At 34.6% G+C, this 19,724-nt stretch carries 20 protein-coding genes; 19 read left to right on the top strand and 1 reads right to left on the bottom strand.

The annotated features are described in order from the left end of the window. The first annotated feature begins 117 nt into the window (after positions 1–117). The 15 genes from kduI (at position 118) to BHY08_RS00970 (ending at position 14,590) form a co-directional block, all read left to right on the top strand. The gene (gene kduI / locus BHY08_RS00905; RefSeq protein ID WP_118251024.1) at positions 118–948 is read left to right on the top strand and encodes a 5-dehydro-4-deoxy-D-glucuronate isomerase; all 831 of its coding nucleotides are present in this window, start codon (positions 118–120) and stop codon (positions 946–948) included. A gap of 14 nt (positions 949–962) precedes the next feature. Then, the gene (locus tag BHY08_RS00910; protein ID WP_071456076.1) at positions 963–1,754 is read left to right on the top strand and encodes a gluconate 5-dehydrogenase; all 792 of its coding nucleotides are present in this window, start codon (positions 963–965) and stop codon (positions 1,752–1,754) included. 69 nt (positions 1,755–1,823) lie between these two features. After that, positions 1,824–3,011 (top strand): MFS transporter, encoded by a 1,188-nt coding sequence (locus BHY08_RS00915; RefSeq protein ID WP_071456077.1) that lies wholly within the window; start codon positions 1,824–1,826, stop codon positions 3,009–3,011. Further along, positions 3,011–3,658: a bifunctional 4-hydroxy-2-oxoglutarate aldolase/2-dehydro-3-deoxy-phosphogluconate aldolase gene (locus BHY08_RS00920; protein ID WP_071456078.1), complete on the top strand. Its 648-nt coding sequence runs from the start codon at positions 3,011–3,013 to the stop codon at positions 3,656–3,658. Before BHY08_RS00915 ends, BHY08_RS00920 begins: the two co-directional genes overlap by 1 nt. Before the next feature lies 1 nt (position 3,659). Then, positions 3,660–4,673, top strand: coding sequence for a sugar kinase (locus tag BHY08_RS00925; protein WP_071456079.1), 1,014 nt, complete (start codon positions 3,660–3,662; stop codon positions 4,671–4,673). Between the two features lie 130 nt (positions 4,674–4,803). Further along, positions 4,804–5,496, top strand: coding sequence for a hypothetical protein (locus BHY08_RS00930; protein WP_245729983.1), 693 nt, complete (start codon positions 4,804–4,806; stop codon positions 5,494–5,496). 109 nt (positions 5,497–5,605) lie between these two features. Continuing rightward, complete coding sequence (locus BHY08_RS10880) at positions 5,606–5,749, top strand: hypothetical protein (protein ID WP_157093614.1); 144 nt, start codon at positions 5,606–5,608, stop codon at positions 5,747–5,749. A gap of 21 nt (positions 5,750–5,770) precedes the next feature. Continuing rightward, a complete protein-coding gene (locus BHY08_RS00935) occupies positions 5,771–8,419 on the top strand; it encodes a sigma 54-interacting transcriptional regulator (protein WP_071456081.1) in 2,649 nt (882 codons plus the stop codon). 131 nt (positions 8,420–8,550) lie between these two features. Further along, positions 8,551–9,729, top strand: a complete 1,179-nt coding sequence (locus BHY08_RS00940) for a glycoside hydrolase family 88 protein (RefSeq protein ID WP_071456082.1) — start codon at positions 8,551–8,553, stop codon at positions 9,727–9,729. Positions 9,730–9,741: 12 nt separating this feature from the next. Further along, entirely contained in the window at positions 9,742–10,242 is a 501-nt protein-coding gene (locus tag BHY08_RS00945; RefSeq protein ID WP_071456083.1) for a PTS sugar transporter subunit IIB, read from the top strand. Positions 10,243–10,260: 18 nt separating this feature from the next. Further along, a complete protein-coding gene (locus BHY08_RS00950) occupies positions 10,261–11,040 on the top strand; it encodes a PTS mannose/fructose/sorbose/N-acetylgalactosamine transporter subunit IIC (RefSeq protein WP_071456084.1) in 780 nt (259 codons plus the stop codon). Further along, a complete protein-coding gene (locus BHY08_RS00955) occupies positions 11,030–11,845 on the top strand; it encodes a PTS system mannose/fructose/sorbose family transporter subunit IID (RefSeq protein ID WP_071456085.1) in 816 nt (271 codons plus the stop codon). The genes BHY08_RS00950 and BHY08_RS00955 overlap by 11 nt, the downstream gene beginning before the upstream one ends. Before the next feature lie 15 nt (positions 11,846–11,860). After that, a complete protein-coding gene (locus tag BHY08_RS00960) occupies positions 11,861–12,313 on the top strand; it encodes a PTS sugar transporter subunit IIA (protein ID WP_071456086.1) in 453 nt (150 codons plus the stop codon). A 3-nt stretch (positions 12,314–12,316) separates the two neighbouring features. Continuing rightward, on the top strand, positions 12,317–12,592 hold the full coding sequence (gene yajC, locus BHY08_RS00965) for a preprotein translocase subunit YajC (protein ID WP_071456087.1): 276 nt from the start codon (positions 12,317–12,319) through the stop codon (positions 12,590–12,592). 72 nt (positions 12,593–12,664) lie between these two features. Beyond that, positions 12,665–14,590 (top strand): heparinase II/III domain-containing protein, encoded by a 1,926-nt coding sequence (locus BHY08_RS00970; protein ID WP_071456088.1) that lies wholly within the window; start codon positions 12,665–12,667, stop codon positions 14,588–14,590. A gap of 48 nt (positions 14,591–14,638) precedes the next feature. Here BHY08_RS00970 and BHY08_RS00975 read toward each other — a convergent pair whose 3' ends face one another. Beyond that, positions 14,639–15,676, bottom strand: coding sequence for an FUSC family protein (locus BHY08_RS00975; protein WP_071456089.1), 1,038 nt, complete (start codon positions 15,674–15,676; stop codon positions 14,639–14,641). Positions 15,677–15,847: 171 nt separating this feature from the next. Here BHY08_RS00975 and BHY08_RS00980 point away from each other — a divergent pair, with 171 nt between their 5' ends. Genes BHY08_RS00980 through BHY08_RS00995 form a run of 4 tightly spaced genes read left to right on the top strand, consistent with a single transcriptional unit; the run spans position 15,848 to position 19,711 of the window. Then, complete coding sequence (locus BHY08_RS00980; RefSeq protein WP_071456090.1) at positions 15,848–16,570, top strand: GntR family transcriptional regulator; 723 nt, start codon at positions 15,848–15,850, stop codon at positions 16,568–16,570. Positions 16,571–16,589: 19 nt separating this feature from the next. Next, positions 16,590–17,750, top strand: a complete 1,161-nt coding sequence (locus BHY08_RS00985; RefSeq protein ID WP_071456091.1) for an SIS domain-containing protein — start codon at positions 16,590–16,592, stop codon at positions 17,748–17,750. 21 nt (positions 17,751–17,771) lie between these two features. Next, on the top strand, positions 17,772–18,764 hold the full coding sequence (lacD, locus tag BHY08_RS00990) for a tagatose-bisphosphate aldolase (protein ID WP_071456092.1): 993 nt from the start codon (positions 17,772–17,774) through the stop codon (positions 18,762–18,764). Positions 18,765–18,775: 11 nt separating this feature from the next. Then, positions 18,776–19,711: a hexose kinase gene (locus BHY08_RS00995; protein ID WP_071456093.1), complete on the top strand. Its 936-nt coding sequence runs from the start codon at positions 18,776–18,778 to the stop codon at positions 19,709–19,711. Positions 19,712–19,724: the final 13 nt, after the last annotated feature.

The raw sequence follows: 19,724 nt of genomic DNA on the forward strand, positions 1-19,724 counted from the left end.
TATATATTCTTGATGAAAAGGGTTGCATTTTTTTGAGGAAGTCGCTATAATCAGTTTATAGATTTCTTAATAAGAAATGTTATTTCCGAATAAGAAAAGGGGTAATTTAGCATGAAGATGGAAACAAGGTACGGAAGCAGTCCAGAGATGATTCGTCATTTTTCAACAGAACAACTAAGAGATGAGTTTTTAGTTGAAAAGTTATTTGTCCCAGGAGAAGTATTACTAACTTACACACATAATGATCGTATGATTTTTGGGGGTGTAACACCAACTAATGAAACATTAGAAATTAGACTATCAACTGAATTAGGTGTTGATTATTTTCTAGAGCGTCGTGAATTAGGCGTGATTAATATTGGTGGCCCTGGTTCAATCATTATCAATGGTACAGAAGAACCTATGAAGAAACAAGATGGTTACTATATAGGTAAAGAAACAAAACAAGTACAGTTCAAATCAGATGATGCAAGTAATCCAGCGAAATTCTATTGTGTATCAGTACCAGCACATAAAATTTACCCAAATGTGAAAATCAGCATTGATAATATCACACCGATGGAAACTGGTGAATCAACAACATTAAACAAACGTAAAATCTATCAATATATTCATCCAAACGTTTGTGAAAGCTGTCAATTGCAAATGGGATACACTATCTTAGCAGAAGGTTCATCATGGAACACTATGCCATGTCACACACATGAGCGTCGTATGGAAACTTATCTATACTTTGATATGGATCCAGATACAAAAGTTTTCCATTTTATGGGTAAACCAGATGAAACAAAACATTTAGTAATGGGTAACGAACAAGCAACTATTTCACCAAGTTGGTCAATCCATACAGGTGTGGGAACGGCAGATTATACATTTATCTGGGCAATGTGTGGCGAAAACATCACATATGGTGACATGGATATGGTCGCTATGGATGACTTAAAATAATAGGGGTGTAAACTATGACAAAATTTTCAATGGATTCATTTAGATTAGATGGCAAAGTGGCTTTAGTAACTGGCGGGATTTACGGTATTGGTTTTGGTATCGCTCAAGCCTTACATGAAGCAGGCGCAACGATTGTTTATAACAGTATTAGTGAAGAATCAGTGGCTCAAGGTGCTGAAAACTATAAAGCAGCAGGAATTGATGCAAAAGGTTATGTGTTTGATGTAACAGATGAATCAGCAGTGAATGCAGCAGTTAAACAAATAGAAGAAGAGGTTGGAACAATTGATATCCTAGTAAATAATGCTGGAATCATCAAACGTATGCCAATGTTAGATATGTCAGTAGAGGACTTTAGACAAGTTATTGATATTGACTTAAATGGTCCATTTATTATGTCGAAAGCTGTGTTACCGGGCATGATTGAAAAAGGTCATGGAAAAATTATTAACATTTGCTCAATGATGAGTGAATTAGGACGTGAAACAGTTAGTGCTTATGCAGCTGCTAAAGGCGGACTAAAAATGTTAACGAAAAATATTTGTGCCGAGTTTGGTGAACATAATATTCAATGTAATGGAATTGGCCCTGGTTATATTGCAACACCTCAAACAGCTCCATTACGTGAAGAAGGTCATCCATTTAATGACTTTATTATTGCCAAAACACCAGCTGCACGTTGGGGAACGGTTGAAGATTTACAAGGATCAGCAGTTTTCTTAGCATCTAAAGCATCTGATTTTGTTAATGGACACATTTTATATGTAGACGGTGGAATTTTAGCGTATATAGGAAAACAACCTTAATCACGCGAGTAGCACGATTCTCGTGCTACTTTTTTATTTTAAATAGAAAGATGGTAGAGAGTAGAAAAAATGTCGTTTTATAAACAATTAAATGCAGTAGATAAATATATTTTATGGTGTTGTTTCTTTATATTTTTTGTTAATGGATTGTACTCAATGGTATTTGGTTCGATTTTACCGTTATTGAGTGACGCTTATTCATTAAACGAAACAGTCAGTGGGATGTTGTTATCAAGTCATCAGGCTGGGAATTTGATTGCAAGTTTTGTGGCCGGAATATTACCGCTGTATTATGGCCGAAAAAAATCGATTTTGTTTTTAAGTAGTTTTGTAATTATTGGTTTTTTATTAATAATTGGTGTAGGAACACCGTGGATACTTTTATGTGCTTTTTTCTTTACCGGAATTAGTCGAGGAAGTATTTCAAATTTTAACAATAAGACGGTCAATGATATTACAGATAGTAACCCTTCAGCATTAAATTTTTTACATAGTTTATTTGCAATCGGGGCGTTATTGTCGCCATTTTTAGTGATTCTATTCGGTCAGTTATTTGGTTTAAATGGATGGCGTTGGTTATTAGTAGGAATTATAGGATTGATTGTAGTCTCTCAAATGATGTTTTTTAATATGCCAATTGAAGGAGATATCTTAGCGAAAGATCAAACAACTAAAGAAAAAGATTATTCGTTTTTTAAAGATTCACTGTTTTGGAATACGATTATCATTATCTTTTTCTATCTGTGTGCAGAATCTGCTATCACAGGCTGGTTGGTGACATATTTTATTCAGTCTGATTTATTAACTATCCAACAATCTCAAATGATTTCGTCGTTATTATGGGTAGGGATTTTAATTGGTCGATTAGGTTGTGTTTTCTTAGGTAGTCGCCTGTCACGGGGAACATTGATTACTCTTATTAGTATTGGTAGTGCCATTTTTTATGGGCTATTACTTGCAAGTAACAGTGTCACCATGATTTTAGTATCAGTGTTAGGTTTAGGTATTTCAATGGGAGGGATTTACCCAACAGCTATGACAATAGCAGGCTCATCCATTAAAAAACATCCAATGTCACTAGGTTGGATATTAGTGATTGGTGGATTAGGTGGTATCACCATGCCAATCGTTACAGGGTATCTTGCCCAAATATATACTATATTCTGGGGCATGGCAGCTATTATATTGGCCATTTTTATGATGTTATTAGGTGTCTTTTGGTACCAATTTGTTAATCAAAGAAAAGAGGAAATTTGATGAAAAAAGTACAAGTATTATCAAAATTACAACAATGTGGGTTAGTAGCCGTGATTCGTGGAAACTCAAAAGAAGATGGTGTTAATATTTCAAAAGCAACAGTTGCAGGTGATATTAAAGCCATTGAAGTGGCGTATACGACACCAAATGCGAGTGGTGTGATTGAAGACTTAGTACAAGAATACAAAGAAGATGATTCGGTTGTAATTGGTGCTGGTACCGTTTTGGATGTAACGACAGCTAGATTAGCTATTTTATCAGGTGCCGATTTTATCGTGAGTCCATCATTTGCTGCCGATGTAGCTCAAATATGTAATTTGTATCAGATACCTTATTTACCGGGATGTATGTCTATTACTGAAATTAATACAGCATTAGCTTATGGAGTTGATATTATTAAAGTGTTTCCTGGAGATATTGTGGGACCACGCTTTATTAAAGACGTGAAAGGACCACTTCCTCATGTGAATTTAATGCCAACTGGTGGTGTGAGTTTAGATAACATGCAAGAATGGTTTGATAATGGTGTGCTTGCAGTTGGAATTGGCAGCAATTTAACTAAAGGATTAACTGGAGATAATTATGACGTGGTGACTGAGAATGCTCAGACTTACGTGAAAAAACTATATGAAATAAGAGGGAACTAGCATGGGAAAAGTTGTCACATTAGGTGAAATATTAATTCGTTATTCAACTGAAAAAGGTCAACACTTAGAAGATAGTTCACGACTTTTTTTCCATTATGGTGGCAGTGAAGCCAATGTGAGTATTGGTCTAAGTGGGTTATCTCATGATGTGTCACTTTTGTCGGTGGTTCCCAAAAACCCATTAGGTCAAGGAGCATTACAGCATTTTCGTAAATATGGTGTGGCTACCTCAGATGTTTATTATTCTGGAGACAGACTAGGTGCTTATTTTGTTGAAGTAGGAGCAGGTCCTAGAGCAACAAGTGTGGTATATGACAGAAAGCACTCAAGTTTAGCAGAACTAACAGAAACGATGTGGGCAGATAATACGATATTTGACGGAGTAGACTTGTTCCATGTGTCTGGTATCACACCTGCTTTAAGTGATGATTTAGTGACTATAACATGTGATTTGATGAAACGAGCAAAAGAACGAGGGGTAACAGTTTCTTTTGACAGTAATTATCGTGCAAAATTATGGTCCTTAGAAAAAGCATCAGATGTTTATAAAAAAATCTTACCATTTGTTGATATTTTTTCTGCAGGTAAATTAGATGCCATTAATCTACTCGGTGTCACACCGCTTGAGGACGCAGCTTCAACTGTCGATGAATTGACTTATTATAGTCAAAAAATGCAAGAGATGTATCCAAATATTTCAGTGATTTATTCGACAACACGTGACGTGGTATCAACTGATGAAAACTATATTCAAGGTAATTTGTGGCACGATGGTCAGCTGTATCAATCAAGAAATTTCCATATACCATATATTGTTGACCGAATTGGCGGGGGAGATGCATTTTCTTCTGGTATGCTACATGGGTTACTCACACAAGATGACCCACAACACAGCATAGAATTTGCTACGGGTATGTCTGTATTAAAGCATACCTATTCAGGAGATTCGCTATATATTTCAAAAGACGAAGTCGAGCAGTTTATCAATAGTGATTCAAGTAAAATAAATCGTTAATCGAAAGGATGAGAACAAGTTAACTTTATCGTTAAAAAATAAAGAAACCATAAAACAAGAACGTTCTAGAGAAGGTGAGACGTACTTAGTTTTTAAGAATTATCCCTATCAATTAGGAGATTATTTTGAGTTGACTTTAAGTGAACCAAATCAACTAGTTTGGGTACAGATGGATGCAGCGATTGAGCCTAGTTTGATTTATGTAGAGGGTACCAAGTGGCGCTATCAAGTGATTTTAGATGAAAAGTTAGGTTTAGCTTATTCGCCAAACGTGTTTAAAGGAACTAGACATTTTGTTAAAGCGTGGTTACCGACAATAGATGAAATCAACGCCTACAGAAATTTAGCTAAAAATCCGCATGATCAAAAAGATGATTCGAAAGGTTATCCTCATGCCTATGCAAATGTGGAAACACGTAATGACTCAACATTCTTTGCTAGAAATGCCATTGATGGAATTGTCGCAAATGAAAATCATGGGTCATATCCATATCAGTCATGGGGAATTAATCAACGAGCGGATGCACAAATTACGATTGATTTCGCACGCGAAGTGTTAATTGATAAAGTAGCGCTTGTGTTACGTGGAGATTATCCACATGATAGTTACTGGACACGTGTGACTTTAGAGTTATCGACAGGAGATGAATATGTACTTGATACAACGAATGCTCTTGATCGTCAGTTTTTTGATATTCCATCAACTGTTGTGACGAGTGTGACATTAAAAAATCTCATCAAACATGAGGATGACTCACCGTTTCCAGCGTTAACACAAATTGAAGTATTTGGAAAAGAATATAGCCAAGAGTTTGATTTATAATTTACAAACAGATTGAGATGAACTATAATTTTTTTACCAAAGCTTATATCCGCAAGATATTTATCTTGTGGATTTTTTAACTAGAAAGTCAGAGTATAGGATGATACGGATGAATAAAGTGAATTATTTACTGCTTTTAGAACAAGGATTTGAATTAGTCGATACATTAAATGAAGAATCATGTGACTTTGCAACAACTCATCATATATCTGGGGTGACAGGGAAGAAACAAATATTGTTAATCACCATCTAAACAACTTGTTTAAAGAAGGTAATGAATCAAGAAACAAATATTGTTAATCACCATCTAAACAACTTGTTTAAAGAAGGTGAATTAATCAAAATTAATTCTAAACCAGTCTATTATTTGCCAAAACAATTGGTCTCAGATTTTTTAAATCAAGAATTATCTAAATCTGTTTATGACTCTTTTGAGGAATTATTGGCAGATAAAACCGATGTCTTTGATCAGTTGATTGGCAGTCAAAGTAGTTTGAATCATGTGATTAAGCAAGGAAAAATTGCTTTAAGTTATCCACCAAAAGGAATGCCGTTTCTTTTAACTGGGCCAACAGGTTCTGGGAAAACATATTTAGTTAAGCGCTTTTACGATTATGCAAAACAAATGGATTTATTAGATGAAACAGCACCTTTAATTACGTTTAACTGTGCAGAATATGCAGATAATCCAGAATTATTATCTTCTAAATTATTTGGACACAAAAAGGGAAGTTTCACAGGGGCCGATGAGGATAGTAAGGGACTATTAGTATTAGCTGATAAAGGTGTGTTATTCATAGATGAAGTCCATCGTTTAACACCAGAAAATCAAGAGAAACTATTTTATTTTATCGATGAGGGAAAATACAAGCCAGTAGGAGAAAATGAAATATGGTCACATGCAGATGTGAGATTAATGTTTGCGACAACCGAAACATTGGATGATTACTTGCTGGATACATTCACAAGACGTATTCCGATAGTAGCAAAAGTGCCGTCACTAGAAAGTCGTGGTATTAGAGAAAAACGTGAATTCTTGTATCATTTTTTTCGACAAGAAGCTTTGTTACTGAAAAAAGATATTTTAATTGAAGATGCACTGTTTCATTTTTTATTAGCTTATAAATTTGTTGGAAACGTAGGAGAATTACAAAATTTAATCCGTTACATTTGTGGTAATGCCTTTGTTCGTCAAGGGTTAGGGGAAGAATTAACGGTTTCGATTAGTGATTTACCTGATAATATGAAAAAAGAAGCGTTTCGAGCAATTGATTTAACGCCAAAAGATAAAATAAAAATCACCCCAACTGGGACGGTCATTGACCCAAGTTATCGGTCTATTGCGACGTTTTTTGATGTATTATACGGAGAGCTTGATAGCATTGGCAAACAATATTTGAGAGAAGAACTCAATTCGCATTACTGGATTAATGTGTCGTTTGAAAAAATAGAGGAACAGTTTAAATCAATTAATAACCGGGCGTTGATAGACAAGCCATTAAAAATCAAGTTAGTATCCATGATTGATGAGGTTTGTCGTGTGATGTATGAAACGCACCAAATCGAAGTATTGCCAGAAACACGTGACATTTTATTATTATTTATCGAGCTGTTGTTAGCTAGAGAATCAGACAGTGAGTATGCAGTCGATAGAGTAAAACAGTACAATCAATTGTTTAAAGAAAAGCTAGAGTATGTTACGAATACCGTTGATTTATTTGTTTATTTGTTTAAAGAGATGTCAAATATCGGTCATATTGAATTAAATGAGTGGGACTATTTGATTTTAAATATGATTTTTACTTATTATCGCCGATTGAAACACAAAGAACAAATCAATGGTGTCATTATTTGCCACGGAAAAAGCACGGCATCTAGTCTAGCGGAAACAACGAATGCTATGATTGGTCAAAAGGTGTATCAAGGAATTGATATGTCATTAGATGTGAGTTTTAATGAGATTATCGTGAAGCTGCAACGTTACCTTTCCTTGCATGAAACAGCAAATGGAACAATTATATTAATTGATATTGGTCATACGCACGACTTAAAAGAAGCACTCGAGCACCGAGTAGATGGGTCGATTGTGATTATCAACAATGTCTCAACTCAACTAGCATTAGATGTTGGTTTTAGAATTGTGAATAATGAACATATTGAAATGATTGGGAAAGAATCTTCTCGTCAGCATTTTTCAACCTACTCTATGTTCCAACCAGATAAGAAAAAAGTCCCAGCATTAATTATTTCGTGCCAATCAGGTATGGGGACAGCCAAGAAATTACAAGAAGTAATTTCTGAAAATTTACCTAAAAATACGCCAATTCAACTTGTTTTATCCGATTATGCACATCTGAAAAAAATGAAAACCAATACTACGATGTTTAATCGTTATGATATTATCGGTATTTTAGGCACTGCTGATCCGCAAGTTGACGGTGTGAAATATATTGGGATTGATGATGTGGTATCTGAGGATGGGTACAAGCATTTGGCAAACATATTTGAGCTGTATTTGGCCCCATTAGACATTCAACATTTGAATAATGGTGTCATGAAAACTTTGTCATTAGAAAATTTGGTTACGATGTTAAGTATTTTAAATCCAGAAAAAACCATTGAGTTAATTTCAGCGATGATTGATTATTGGGAACAAGCTTTTGATATAAAAATTCCGAATAATCTAAAGACAGCATTATATATTCATATCAGTTGTATGATTGAGCGTGTGATTACTAGAGAGTATGTTCAAAACACTTTAATGGATGAAGAAGAGTTTAGTGAAAATCACTCGTATTTTATAAATGTTATTAAACAAGGACTGGAAAAGTTTGAGTCAGTCTATCATGTCTCAGTTGATTTAGGGGAAATATCCTACTTGCATCAATTGTTTCAAGCAAATCTAATTGGATTTACTTTTTAATAAAGTAAATCCAATTTTTTTGGTTACACATCCAATGTCTCGTTTTTAAAACGTTATCAATAAAGCGTTTTAAAAAGTTGGCACGCTACTTGCTATATATAAAGTGAGACTAATAAAGGAGAGAAGTGGCGATGATAAAAGAAGATTTATTAAATGCACAACGTTATTATGGATCAGGATTATTATCTAAAAAAGACATCACAGGTGCATTAGATCATGCAGTGGCTTTAGTAGATGAGAACATTAAAAAATTTGGTGAAACCTATCCAAGTCCTGCTACTAAAAATGGTTTTTATGAGAAAATGAAAAATATCGAGTGGACAAATGGTTTTTGGACGGGGATGTTATGGCTAGCTTATGAATACACTGGTGACGAAAAATATCACCAATTAGCTGACAAACATGTCACAGATTTTTTACATCGTATTGAAGAAAAAATAGAAGTTGACCATCATGATTTAGGGTTTCTTTACATCCCGTCTTGTGTGAGCGCATACAAATTAACAGGAAATGAAGAAGCTAAAAAAGCTAGCATTTTAGCAGCAGACCAACTGATTTCTAGATACCAAGAAAAAGGTGAATTCATTCAAGCTTGGGGCGAGTTAGGTGCAGAAGATAATTACCGTTTAATCGTTGATTGCATGTTAAACATCCCACTTCTTTACTGGGCGTCAGAAGAAACGGGAGATATGACGTATTCAGATATTGCGGACAAGCACTATCAAACAACATTAAAAACAGCGATTCGAGAAAATGCTTCAAGTTTCCATACATTCTACTTCGACCCTAAAACAGGTGAACCATTAAAAGGCGTGACTCGTCAAGGGTATTCAGACGATTCAAGTTGGGCACGAGGACAAGCATGGATTGTGTATGGTATGGCACTTCAATATTATCAAACACACAATGATTACATTGTAGAGGACTTCAAAGCTGTTACAAACTATTTATTAAATCGTTTACCAGAGGATTTAGTTCCATATTGGGATTTAATCTTTACTGATGGTAGTGGTCAATCAAGAGATTCTTCATCTGGAGCGATTGCGGTATGTGGCATGAATGAAATGTTGAAATACTTGCCAGAATCAGATGAATTAGCAATGACGTATCGTTACGCTTCTCATGCAATGTTGGGTAGTTTGATTAAAAATTATACTTACACAGACTTAGAAAAAGAAAATGGCTTATTAACTCATGGTGTTTACTCATGGCATTCAGGAAAAGGTGTGGATGAAGCGAACATCTGGGGAGACTATTTCTACATGGAAGCCTTACTTCGTTTTTATAAAGATTGGACATTATACTGGTAGGAGGAAAAAACAATGACAGAACCAAACATTAAAATGGTGCGAATCGACGAACGCTTGATTCACGGACAAGGACAATTATGGATTAATTCATTAGGGGCAAATTTAGTCATCGTGGCTAATGACGAGGTATCTACAAGTAGCATCCAACAAACATTGATGAAATCATTGATTTCTAAATCAATCGGAATGCGTTTTTTCAGTATTGAAGAAACATGCGACAAGATTCATAAAGCATCACCTAAACAATCGATTTTCCTAGTAGCTAAAAATCCTAAAGATGTTTTACGTTTAGTTGAAGGAGGCATACCAATCAAAGAATTAAATGTTGGGAACATTCACTTTGCAGAAGGTAAAAAACAATTAACTAATTACATTTCACTTGGTGAAGAGGATTTAGCCGCCTTGAAAACATTACACAATGAACACGGGGTACATTTCAATACACAAACAACACCAATGGGCGGCGACGCTGGTGGTGGGTTAGATTTAAACAAATACGTCGAAGAAAATTAATCGTTGGAGGTAAAATAAATGGATGCAACATTCGTACAGGCATTATTAGTAGGGTTATTTGTTTCATTTTGTTTAATCGGTCAGTTAATTGGTATTTATACTAACCGTGCAATCTTTTTATCATTTGGTGTCGGACTTATTTTAGGTGATGTTCAAACGGGGTTATTAATGGGAGCGACAGCTGAATTAGCCTTTATGGGATTTGGTGTTGGGGCTGGAGGAACTGTTCCACCTAACCCAATCGGACCAGGTGTTGTTGGGACTATTATGGCAATTGCTTTAAAAGATACAGGAATGGACGTGCCAACAGCATTGTCTTTATCATTCCCATTTGCTGTGATGATTCAATTTGTGATTACATTTATCTATTCATTAAATGCCGGATCACTTTCTTGGGCAACAAAATCTATCCAAGAAGGAAACTACAAATCATTTAAATTAACATCAAACTTAACATTTATCGGTTTTGGGGTATTTGGTTTTATCATTGGTTTAGTTGCGACAATGAGTATTGAAGTATTACGTGCTTTTGTTAATATTATTCCTCAAGCACTTATTTCAGGATTATCTGTTGCAGGTGGCTTGTTACCAGCTATTGGTTTTGCGATGATTTTAAACGTTATGGTGAAAAAAGAATTCATTCCAGCTATTTTATTAGGCTATGTGTGTATTTCTTATTTAGCAATGCCAGTTATTGGGTTAGCGTTTGCTGGTGCAATCCTTGCTTTAAACAACTTCTATAACAAAGGTAATGAACAAGTAGACGAACAAGAGGAGGTAATCGAAGATGGCATCTAACCAACAACCAGTATTAACAAAAAAAGATTATTTTAAAGCAAGTTTACGTTCATATGTGTTACAAAATGGATTTAACTATGGAAATTATCAAGGAACAGGATATGCTAATATTCTTTTCCCTTCTCTTAGAAAAATTTACAAAGATGATGAAGAAAAATTAAAAGACGTTACTATTTCTAACTTAGAGTTTTATAACACAAACCCTCAGTTAGTTCCATTTATTACAAGCATGCAATTAGCAATGTATGATAATGGTCAAAATGAAGAAGACACACGTGCCATTAAATTTGCGTTGATGGGACCTTTATCGGGGATTGGGGATTCATTATCTCAATTTGGTTTAGCACCATTATTCTCAACAATTGCAGCAGGTATGGCTTTAGATGGTTTAATAGCTGGTCCTATCTTCTTTATCGTGTGTATGTTTGGTATCACATTTGGTTTACGTATGTTGATGGGTTACTTAGGTTACAAACTAGGAACAAATGTCATTGATACATTGAGTGAAAAAATGGCAAGTATCGCAAAAATTGCGACAACAATTGGTGTTACGGTTATTTCAGGATTATCTGTATCATTTGTTAAAGCTAATTTGGCACTTGAATATGTGACAAAAGTTGAAGGAAAAGATCAAGTTGTGGCACTTCAAACAGTGTTTGATAAAATCGCACCAAATCTTTTACCAGTTTTAGTTACAGCAGGGGTATATGTATTAATCAGAAAATACAAATGGTCAACATACCGTTTGATTGCATTGCTTATTGTGTTAGGTATCGCTTTATCAATGCTAGGAATCTTAAAATAGTAGGGTGGAATAAAAATGTTTAAAGTATGCATAGTCGGTCATGGGAATTTCTCGTCAGGTGTTTGTTCAGCCTTAAAATTATTATCAGGAAGTAATGAACAGTTACACTATTTTGATTTAGATCACAATTTAACTCATGGAGAGTACGAACAACAATTAACAGCCTTTTTAATAGAAAATGACAATGTCTTGATTTTTGCTGATATGACAGGGGGCGCACCTCATCAAATCGCAACACGTTTGTTATTAGAACTAGGTAAAAAAAATCAATTCATCTTATCTAGTGTGTCCTTAAATCTCATTTTAGATTTATACATGAAAAACAGCATGAGTATTTTAACGACAGATAATGTTTCTGTTGAGTTATCAAATAGTATGGCTGAAAGCAAAGAAATGTTGATGGTAATGCCTGATATTTCTGAAGAAAAAGTGGAAGATGTATCGGTTACTGCAGAAGAAGGTATCTAAAACATGAAAACAGTCGGGATTATCTTACTCATACTGCTTGTCATACTTTATGTCGTTGTTTTACCCCTTGCAAAGAAAAAATATCAACAAAAGCAATTAGTCGATATGCAATCTTTTTTAAATGAATTATCAGTTGGTGACCAAGTCATGATGAATAGTGGGATTATTGGAAAAATTAGTCGAATTGACGAACATATTGTTCATCTAAAAATAGCTAAAGATACCATTATTCGAGTAGATAAACACTCACTAATTGGTCGATACAACGAAGAAAAATAATCAAGCAAAGAAGTCACGATAACTCTATTATATAGATAAACGTGGCTTCTTTTTGTTAGAGGAGACGAGAGAATGAAGAGGACATTTTTTGATAAACAAGAGCCAAATATCATGTTGATGCATGCGAATAGTCAGTTATTATTAGAAAACAAATTTCAATTTATTCACCCATATGATATGGAACCATGCCGTGACATTATTGCGTTTGTTGATGGCATTGACTGGACACATGTCCCATTTGAAGATGAAGAGTGGAATTATATGCTTAATCGTCAAGAATATTTACTAGATTTGTGTCTGAGTTTTGATATTTCTGGTGATATTTGTTATCTACAAAAAGGAAAAGACTTAGTATTAGACTGGATTACTAAAAATCAAACGACCGAAAATTGGCGAACCATTGATACAGGAATTCGTTTGATGTATTGGGAGATTATGATTCGCTATTTGGACCAAGAATTGTTACTCAGGGTGTCTGATAATGAAAAAATAAAACAGAGTATCTATCAACAATTAAACTATTTGGATGATGCCTATATCGAGAAGTATGATTTGAGTAATTGGGGAATATTGATTGTTGCTGGATTTTTTATCATCTCTCATCGTGCGAGTGACATGTGTGAGTCAAGTGTGTACCAACGCATGCTTAGTCGTTTAACACATCAATTACACCTACAAGTCCAACCATCTGGTAATCACTGGGAACAGTCGCCATTATATTTTATGGAAGTGCTACGAAGTATTGTGTGTATCCACCAAAGTGACGTACTAAAAGATCATCCCGTACAAACATTATTAGAAGAAAAGATTTTGTCTATGTATCATTTTATGCCACATTTTGTGACACCAGAAGGAACGACTATTTTACAAGGGGACACAGATGAGATGAGAATAGCTGATGTGATGCAAACTTTATCGCTACTCTACCAACAATCTTTGCCGCCGCTTTTTGCCAATCATGTAACGGTTGATTATTTACTTCTTTACTTTAGTCACCGCGAGATAGATTATTCAACATGGGAAAAAAATATAACTCAGTGTGTAGATGAGAAATTTCCTAAGATAATGACGGATCATTTCACAGGAAATTATTATTACCATGATGATTGGCATTCTACGTCATCTTACGCCCATTTATACAATGGCCCATTAGGGAGCGGGCATGGGCATCTTAGTTTATGCCACATTGATGTCACACTTGGTGGTGATAATATCTTGGTAGATAGCGGACGTCTAACTTACGTCGAGTCACCGCTTAGATATTTATTAAAAGAAGCACCGCAACACAATACCGTTGTGATAAATAGTCATTCATTTGGTGAGGTCGTGGATTCATGGGGGTTTGAAGCTGTTCCAACAAGTTTATCTAACCGTGTCTATGAAGATGATTGTTTTTGGGCCGTAAGAAGTGCGTACATCGACACTCAAGTTAATGGAGATTTTAAAGTCGTGCGGACAGTATTATACATAAAAGAATTAGATAGTTTTATCATTTTAGATCAGGTTGTTGATATAGGAGAGAATGCATTTTCTAATATGACGCGCTATTTTAATTTAAATCCAAAGATAAAAGCACGACAAGAACAGGATCATGTTAGCTTGGATATAAAAAATAAGCGATATTATGCCTATTTCAGTGAAGAATCAATGCATGTAGAAGAAAGTTTTTTTGCCCCAACATACAATGATTTAGTTGTTAATGAAAAAATTGTAGTAACAAGTAGTCAACCAACTCAATATACTGTTCTGACTAAATACAGTAATGCTGTAGTCAAAGAAACCACAGTACAAAAAACTGATAATAAGTTATGCTCAGAGGAAAAATGTTACGGAATGGCAATCACAATAGATGGACAAGAGTGGTTGATTTATTCGATGATTGAAGACACTTATTCAGGTCACAAATTATATAAAATAGATGGACATCCAGTCTATGGACAATTCGGTGTTGTGAAAATAGATAGAAACAATGAAGAGAATTATATGAGATTGTTTTAAAAATCAAGTCACCACTTTACTATGCTTTAAGCCATAAAGTGGTGGTTTTTAGTATTGTTTTTTTGAAATAGATAGCCCGTAATCAAATAAATACATGAGTATTAACACAATGAAGACACCGATAAGAGTAGTAAGTAAACAGTAAGGTACGATTAATAGGTTGACAGAGGTAGAGTTCAAGGTACTTAATAATAAGATTTGTGGATTAGTAAAAAAATTGGCGATGGCATAATTTCTTGGTATGAAAGATACAACACCAATATTTAGTAACACAACTGATAAATAGATAATGATTTTTGGTAAATGTAAGTTAATTAAAATAACACCTAGTACTAAACCGACAACACTACCAATCAATCTTTGGTGGGAACGGATTTTGATATCGTCCATGTTTTCTCCACCTAAAATAGCGACAGAAGTAATTAAAATCCAATAGCCGTTTTGCTCATTAAACAGAGTTGAAAGGTAAGCTGAACAGAAAATGATAGAAGAAAAATGCAATGCTTTTAATATAATATCAGGGTCTTTATAGATCATAATATAATACTTGTCTTGTACACTCAGTTTATTATTAGTTTTTACTTGTTGGTTTAATGGTAATTTTAATAATAACGAAATAATGATACCAGAAATAATAGCTCCTAAAATACCGTATAATAAATAATGACTTGTTTGTAATACATTATGAGTATTCTTTAAGTTAGTTCCTGTAGCAAATAACATTAAAATAAAAAAGTAATCAGGTTTTGGAACATTAAATAATTTCGTTGTAATAAAACCGATAAAAGAGATGTTGCTTATTAAGAAGGGAATCATTTCCGTTTTATAACTAGATAGTATGCCTAGTGTAAATGCTAAGTACAAGCTAACACCGTGTCCTAATATATAAATAAAATTTTGTTTAACCGATGTATATTGAAAATGCAAATAAGAGAAGGTCCCCATAATACCAATTGTCACAATCAAAGTATTATCTAATGCGATAGCAAATAAAAGTGTGATAAACATGGCCAATCCAGCTCCTAAAGGACAGAGAAAGGAATCGTTTGTTTTTCTTGTGTTAAATAGATGTTTAAAGTACGTCATTAAAACACTCCTTTTCAAGGTTATATTATAGCAGAATAACCAGTTTTATCCTCCATTTAGAGTAAATAAGTCTGTTTTAAATCCATGTCCCCCTTGACATTTAATAACAAATAATTGATAATATAAGTGGTTACTACCAGTTGGTATTGAAAGTGGTATTAGGAGGGGAACATGGAAAATAAGAAGCAACCATTATATGGTCAACTAGTTGATGAATTAAAAGAATCTATTGAAAAAGAACATCAAGCACATGATTTATTACCATCAGAAAGAGAGTTAGCAGAGATTCACGGTGTTAGTCGAACAACCGTTAGATTAGCTTTACAAGAATTGGAAAATTTAGGGTTTATCTATAAAAAACATGGTAAAGGAACGTTTGTTTCTGGTGTATCAGATAGCATTTTAAACCTAACAGGAGCCTACAGTTTTACAGAACAAATGAAGTCTTTAGGAAAAGAACCCTCAACCAAAATTTTAGAATTTTTAGTTGTTGAAAGTAATAACTATTTAAGTGAACAACTGGGAGTACATAAGGGAAGTCAGTTAGTTAAAATTAAACGATTAAGATTAGCCGATGGGGAGCCAATGATGTTAGAAAGAACGTATCTACCATACAAACGTTTTGAAGGGTTAACAAGTGAGATGTTGGAAGAAAAGCCAATGTATGATGTGTTTTATGACACATATAATCAACGAATAAAATACGCAGAAGAAGAATTTTATGCCAGCATTGTGAGTGATAAAGATGCCGAATACATTGAAGTCCCAATAGGTTCAGCTGCCTTAAACTTAGTCAGAAAAACAGTGAATCAAGAAAATGAAATCATTGAATACACATTAAGTGTGGCAAGAGCCGATCAATTTAGATACAAAGTATTACACCATAAAAATTAAATAATAAGGAGTGCTTTACATGTTAGATTGGACCAACCAACAGTTAGAAGAGATAGGTGCAGTGATTACTACAAATGAAATTAAGCAACAACCAGAATTATGGAATGAAACACTTGAAATTTTTAATTCTCATAAAGAAAGTTTAATGGCTTTTTTAGAAGGGTTTAAAAAAGAAACAACTGAAAAAATTCGTGTGATTTTTACAGGAGCAGGAACGTCTGCATACGTGGGAGATGTTGTTAAACCACATTTAACACGTTATGGGAATACATCTGATTTTATTTTTGAAGCTATCCCAACAACTGATATCGTGTCAGCGCCTTTAAATTATTTTAAAGAAGATTCTCCAACGTTACTTGTGTCTTTTGCAAGAAGTGGGAATAGTCCTGAAAGTGCCGCGACGATAGATTTAGCCAATCAAGTTGTAAAAAATGTGAAGCATTTGATTATTAGTTGTGCTCCTGAGGGAAAACTTGCAGTTAATGCTAAAGATGATAAAAATTCTTTTGTTATGTTAATGCCAACTCGTTCGAATGATCAAGGGTTTGCTATGACAGGAAGTTTTTCTTGTATGACCTTGGCTGCTTTATTAATCTTTGATTTGGTTCACACTGATCACGAACTGATTGTATCAACGATGGTAAATATGGGAAAACAAGTAGTCACAATGGAAGATACGCTGTCTAATGTTGTAGCGCAAGATTTCAATCGAGTGGTTTATTTAGGATCTGAGAGTCTATCAGGCTTAACAAGAGAAGCTCAGTTGAAATTACTAGAATTAACAGCAGGAAAAATCGCGACAGTTTTTGATTCTTCATTAGGGTTTAGACACGGACCTAAATCATTTGTGGATGATAAAACATTAGTATTTGGGTTCGTTAGCAATGACACATACACTAGTCAGTATGATGTGGATATTTTGGAAGAAATTAATGGAAACGCTATAGCAGTCGAAACAATTGCTTTATCACAAAATAAAACACAATATAGCGGAAAAAATATATCGCTCACAAATGATTATCAATTGGCAGACGGATTTTTAGCGTTGCCTTTAGTGATGATTGCACAAATCATTGCCTTATTAACATCAGTGAAAGTTAAGAATAAACCAGACACACCATCACCCACAGGAACAGTTAATCGCGTTGTTCAAGGTGTTACGATTCATCCATTTAACTAATACGAAAGAGGGATTATTATCATGAAAAAAATCAGTGAAAACAAATTAGCGCGTATGACTCATTTATCGACAAAAGACGGCATCATCGCGGCTCTTGCTATTGACCAACGTGGGGCATTGAAACGTATGTTGTCAGAACAAGGATTTAATGGAGATGTTGAAAAGGCGATTGTCGAATTTAAAGAACTTATTTCTGAATATCTAACCCCTTATTCTTCTTCGATTTTATTAGATCCAGAATACGGTTTGCCTGCTTCAAAAGTAAAAGTAGATGATGCAGGATTGTTATTAGCTTATGAAAAAACAGGATATGATGCGACTGAACCAGGGCGTTTCCCTGATTTATTGCCTGAATGGTCAGCACTTAGATTGAAAGAAGCAGGTGCAGATGCGGTGAAATTCTTGCTTTATTATGATGTGGATGAGTCTGATGAGATTAATGAGCGTAAACAAGCATTTGTTGAACGTATCGGGTCAGAATGCGTGGCTGAAGATATGCCGTTTTATCTTGAAGTATTAACTTATGACGCTCTGATAGATGATGCAAAAGGAAAAGATTACGCCAGAGTTAAACCGCATAAAGTCAATGAGATGATGAAAGAATTCTCAAAAGATCGTTATCAAGTGGATGTATTAAAAGTAGAAGTACCAGTGAACATGAATTATGTGGAAGGATTCGCTAAAGAGGCAACTGATGTAGTATACACAAAAAAAGAAGCGCTAAACTATTTCAAAGAACAAAGTGACAGCACACACTTGCCGTTTATCTTTTTAAGTGCAGGCGTGAGTGCGAAATTATTCCAAGACACGTTGTATTTTGCAAAAGAGGCAGAGTCAACATTTAATGGGGTTCTGTGTGGCCGTGCAACATGGAAAGATAGTGTCGAAGTATTTGTCAAAGAAGGAAAAAAAGCTGCTATTGAGTGGTTAAACACACAAGGTAAACAAAATATGGATGAGCTAAATGAGGCTCTAAATGCGACAGCTTCATCTTGGCATAATAAATTAGCGTAGTAGGTGAAAAAATGATTGTATCAGTAACAATGAATCCGTCCGTTGATATTTCTTATCCATTAAGTACATTGGTACTTGACGATATCAATCGTTGCGATAAGGTAAGAAAAACAGCGGGTGGTAAAGGATTAAATGTGACACGAGTGATTCATCAAATGGAAGCAGAAGTTATTAGTACTGGACTGTTAGGTGGCGTGTTGGGTGAGTTTATTCGAGAGAACCTATCGAGTGAAGGGATTAAGCATGACTTTTCCAATATACAAGGTGACACACGAAATTGTATTGCGATATTGCATGATAACTATCAACAAACAGAGATTCTAGAAGCAGGCCCAACTATTTCAACTGAGGAACTGACATCATTTGAAGAAACATTTTTGACATTGGCAACTTCTAGTGATGTTGCCACATTATCCGGCAGTTTACCAAAAGGGGTATCAAAGGATTATTACAGTCGCTTATTGTCATTGTTATCTAACACAGATATAAAGGTTATCCTCGATACATCAGGAGAAAGTTTAAAAAGTGCTTTAGAATCACCTGTTAAACCTTATGCGATTAAACCTAATAGTGATGAGTTACAAGCCTTATTAGGGGAAGAAGTATCAACTGATTATACTAATTTGTCAGACATTCTAAGCCATTCATTATTTGATGGTGTGCCATTAATCATGGTGTCATTAGGTAAAGATGGTGCATTTGCAAAGTTTGATGAGTCGTTTTACCGAGTAGAGATTCCTAGTATCCCAGTAAAAAACCCTGTGGGAAGTGGGGATTCAACTGTGGCAGGGTTAGCAATTGGTTTATCAAAGCGGAAATCAATTGAGGACGTGCTGAAATATGCGATGACATTAGGTATGTTGAACGCGATGGAAGACACAACGGGATGTGTTGATAAAACTAAATTTGATGATTTATTTAACCAAGTCAATGTCTATAAATTATAATGTTATATCAAAA

Origin of the sequence: Vagococcus teuberi (assembly GCF_001870205.1) — a bacterium.
GTDB classification, from domain to species: domain Bacteria; phylum Bacillota; class Bacilli; order Lactobacillales; family Vagococcaceae; genus Vagococcus; species Vagococcus teuberi.

Coding starts and splice junctions, on each gene's coding strand:
- BHY08_RS00925 (WP_071456079.1), top strand. CDS start 3,660: ATGGGAAAAGTTGTCACATTAGGTGAAATATTAATTCGTTATTCAACT.
- BHY08_RS00980 (WP_071456090.1), top strand. CDS start 15,848: ATGGAAAATAAGAAGCAACCATTATATGGTCAACTAGTTGATGAATTA.
- lacD (WP_071456092.1), top strand. CDS start 17,772: ATGAAAAAAATCAGTGAAAACAAATTAGCGCGTATGACTCATTTATCG.
- BHY08_RS00985 (WP_071456091.1), top strand. CDS start 16,590: ATGTTAGATTGGACCAACCAACAGTTAGAAGAGATAGGTGCAGTGATT.
- BHY08_RS00915 (WP_071456077.1), top strand. CDS start 1,824: ATGTCGTTTTATAAACAATTAAATGCAGTAGATAAATATATTTTATGG.
- BHY08_RS00945 (WP_071456083.1), top strand. CDS start 9,742: ATGACAGAACCAAACATTAAAATGGTGCGAATCGACGAACGCTTGATT.
- kduI (WP_118251024.1), top strand. CDS start 118: ATGGAAACAAGGTACGGAAGCAGTCCAGAGATGATTCGTCATTTTTCA.
- BHY08_RS00935 (WP_071456081.1), top strand. CDS start 5,771: ATGAATCAAGAAACAAATATTGTTAATCACCATCTAAACAACTTGTTT.
- BHY08_RS00975 (WP_071456089.1), bottom strand. CDS start 15,676: ATGACGTACTTTAAACATCTATTTAACACAAGAAAAACAAACGATTCC.
- BHY08_RS00940 (WP_071456082.1), top strand. CDS start 8,551: ATGATAAAAGAAGATTTATTAAATGCACAACGTTATTATGGATCAGGA.
- yajC (WP_071456087.1), top strand. CDS start 12,317: ATGAAAACAGTCGGGATTATCTTACTCATACTGCTTGTCATACTTTAT.
- BHY08_RS10880 (WP_157093614.1), top strand. CDS start 5,606: ATGAATAAAGTGAATTATTTACTGCTTTTAGAACAAGGATTTGAATTA.
- BHY08_RS00950 (WP_071456084.1), top strand. CDS start 10,261: ATGGATGCAACATTCGTACAGGCATTATTAGTAGGGTTATTTGTTTCA.
- BHY08_RS00995 (WP_071456093.1), top strand. CDS start 18,776: ATGATTGTATCAGTAACAATGAATCCGTCCGTTGATATTTCTTATCCA.
- BHY08_RS00960 (WP_071456086.1), top strand. CDS start 11,861: ATGTTTAAAGTATGCATAGTCGGTCATGGGAATTTCTCGTCAGGTGTT.
- BHY08_RS00955 (WP_071456085.1), top strand. CDS start 11,030: ATGGCATCTAACCAACAACCAGTATTAACAAAAAAAGATTATTTTAAA.
- BHY08_RS00910 (WP_071456076.1), top strand. CDS start 963: ATGACAAAATTTTCAATGGATTCATTTAGATTAGATGGCAAAGTGGCT.
- BHY08_RS00970 (WP_071456088.1), top strand. CDS start 12,665: ATGAAGAGGACATTTTTTGATAAACAAGAGCCAAATATCATGTTGATG.
- BHY08_RS00920 (WP_071456078.1), top strand. CDS start 3,011: ATGAAAAAAGTACAAGTATTATCAAAATTACAACAATGTGGGTTAGTA.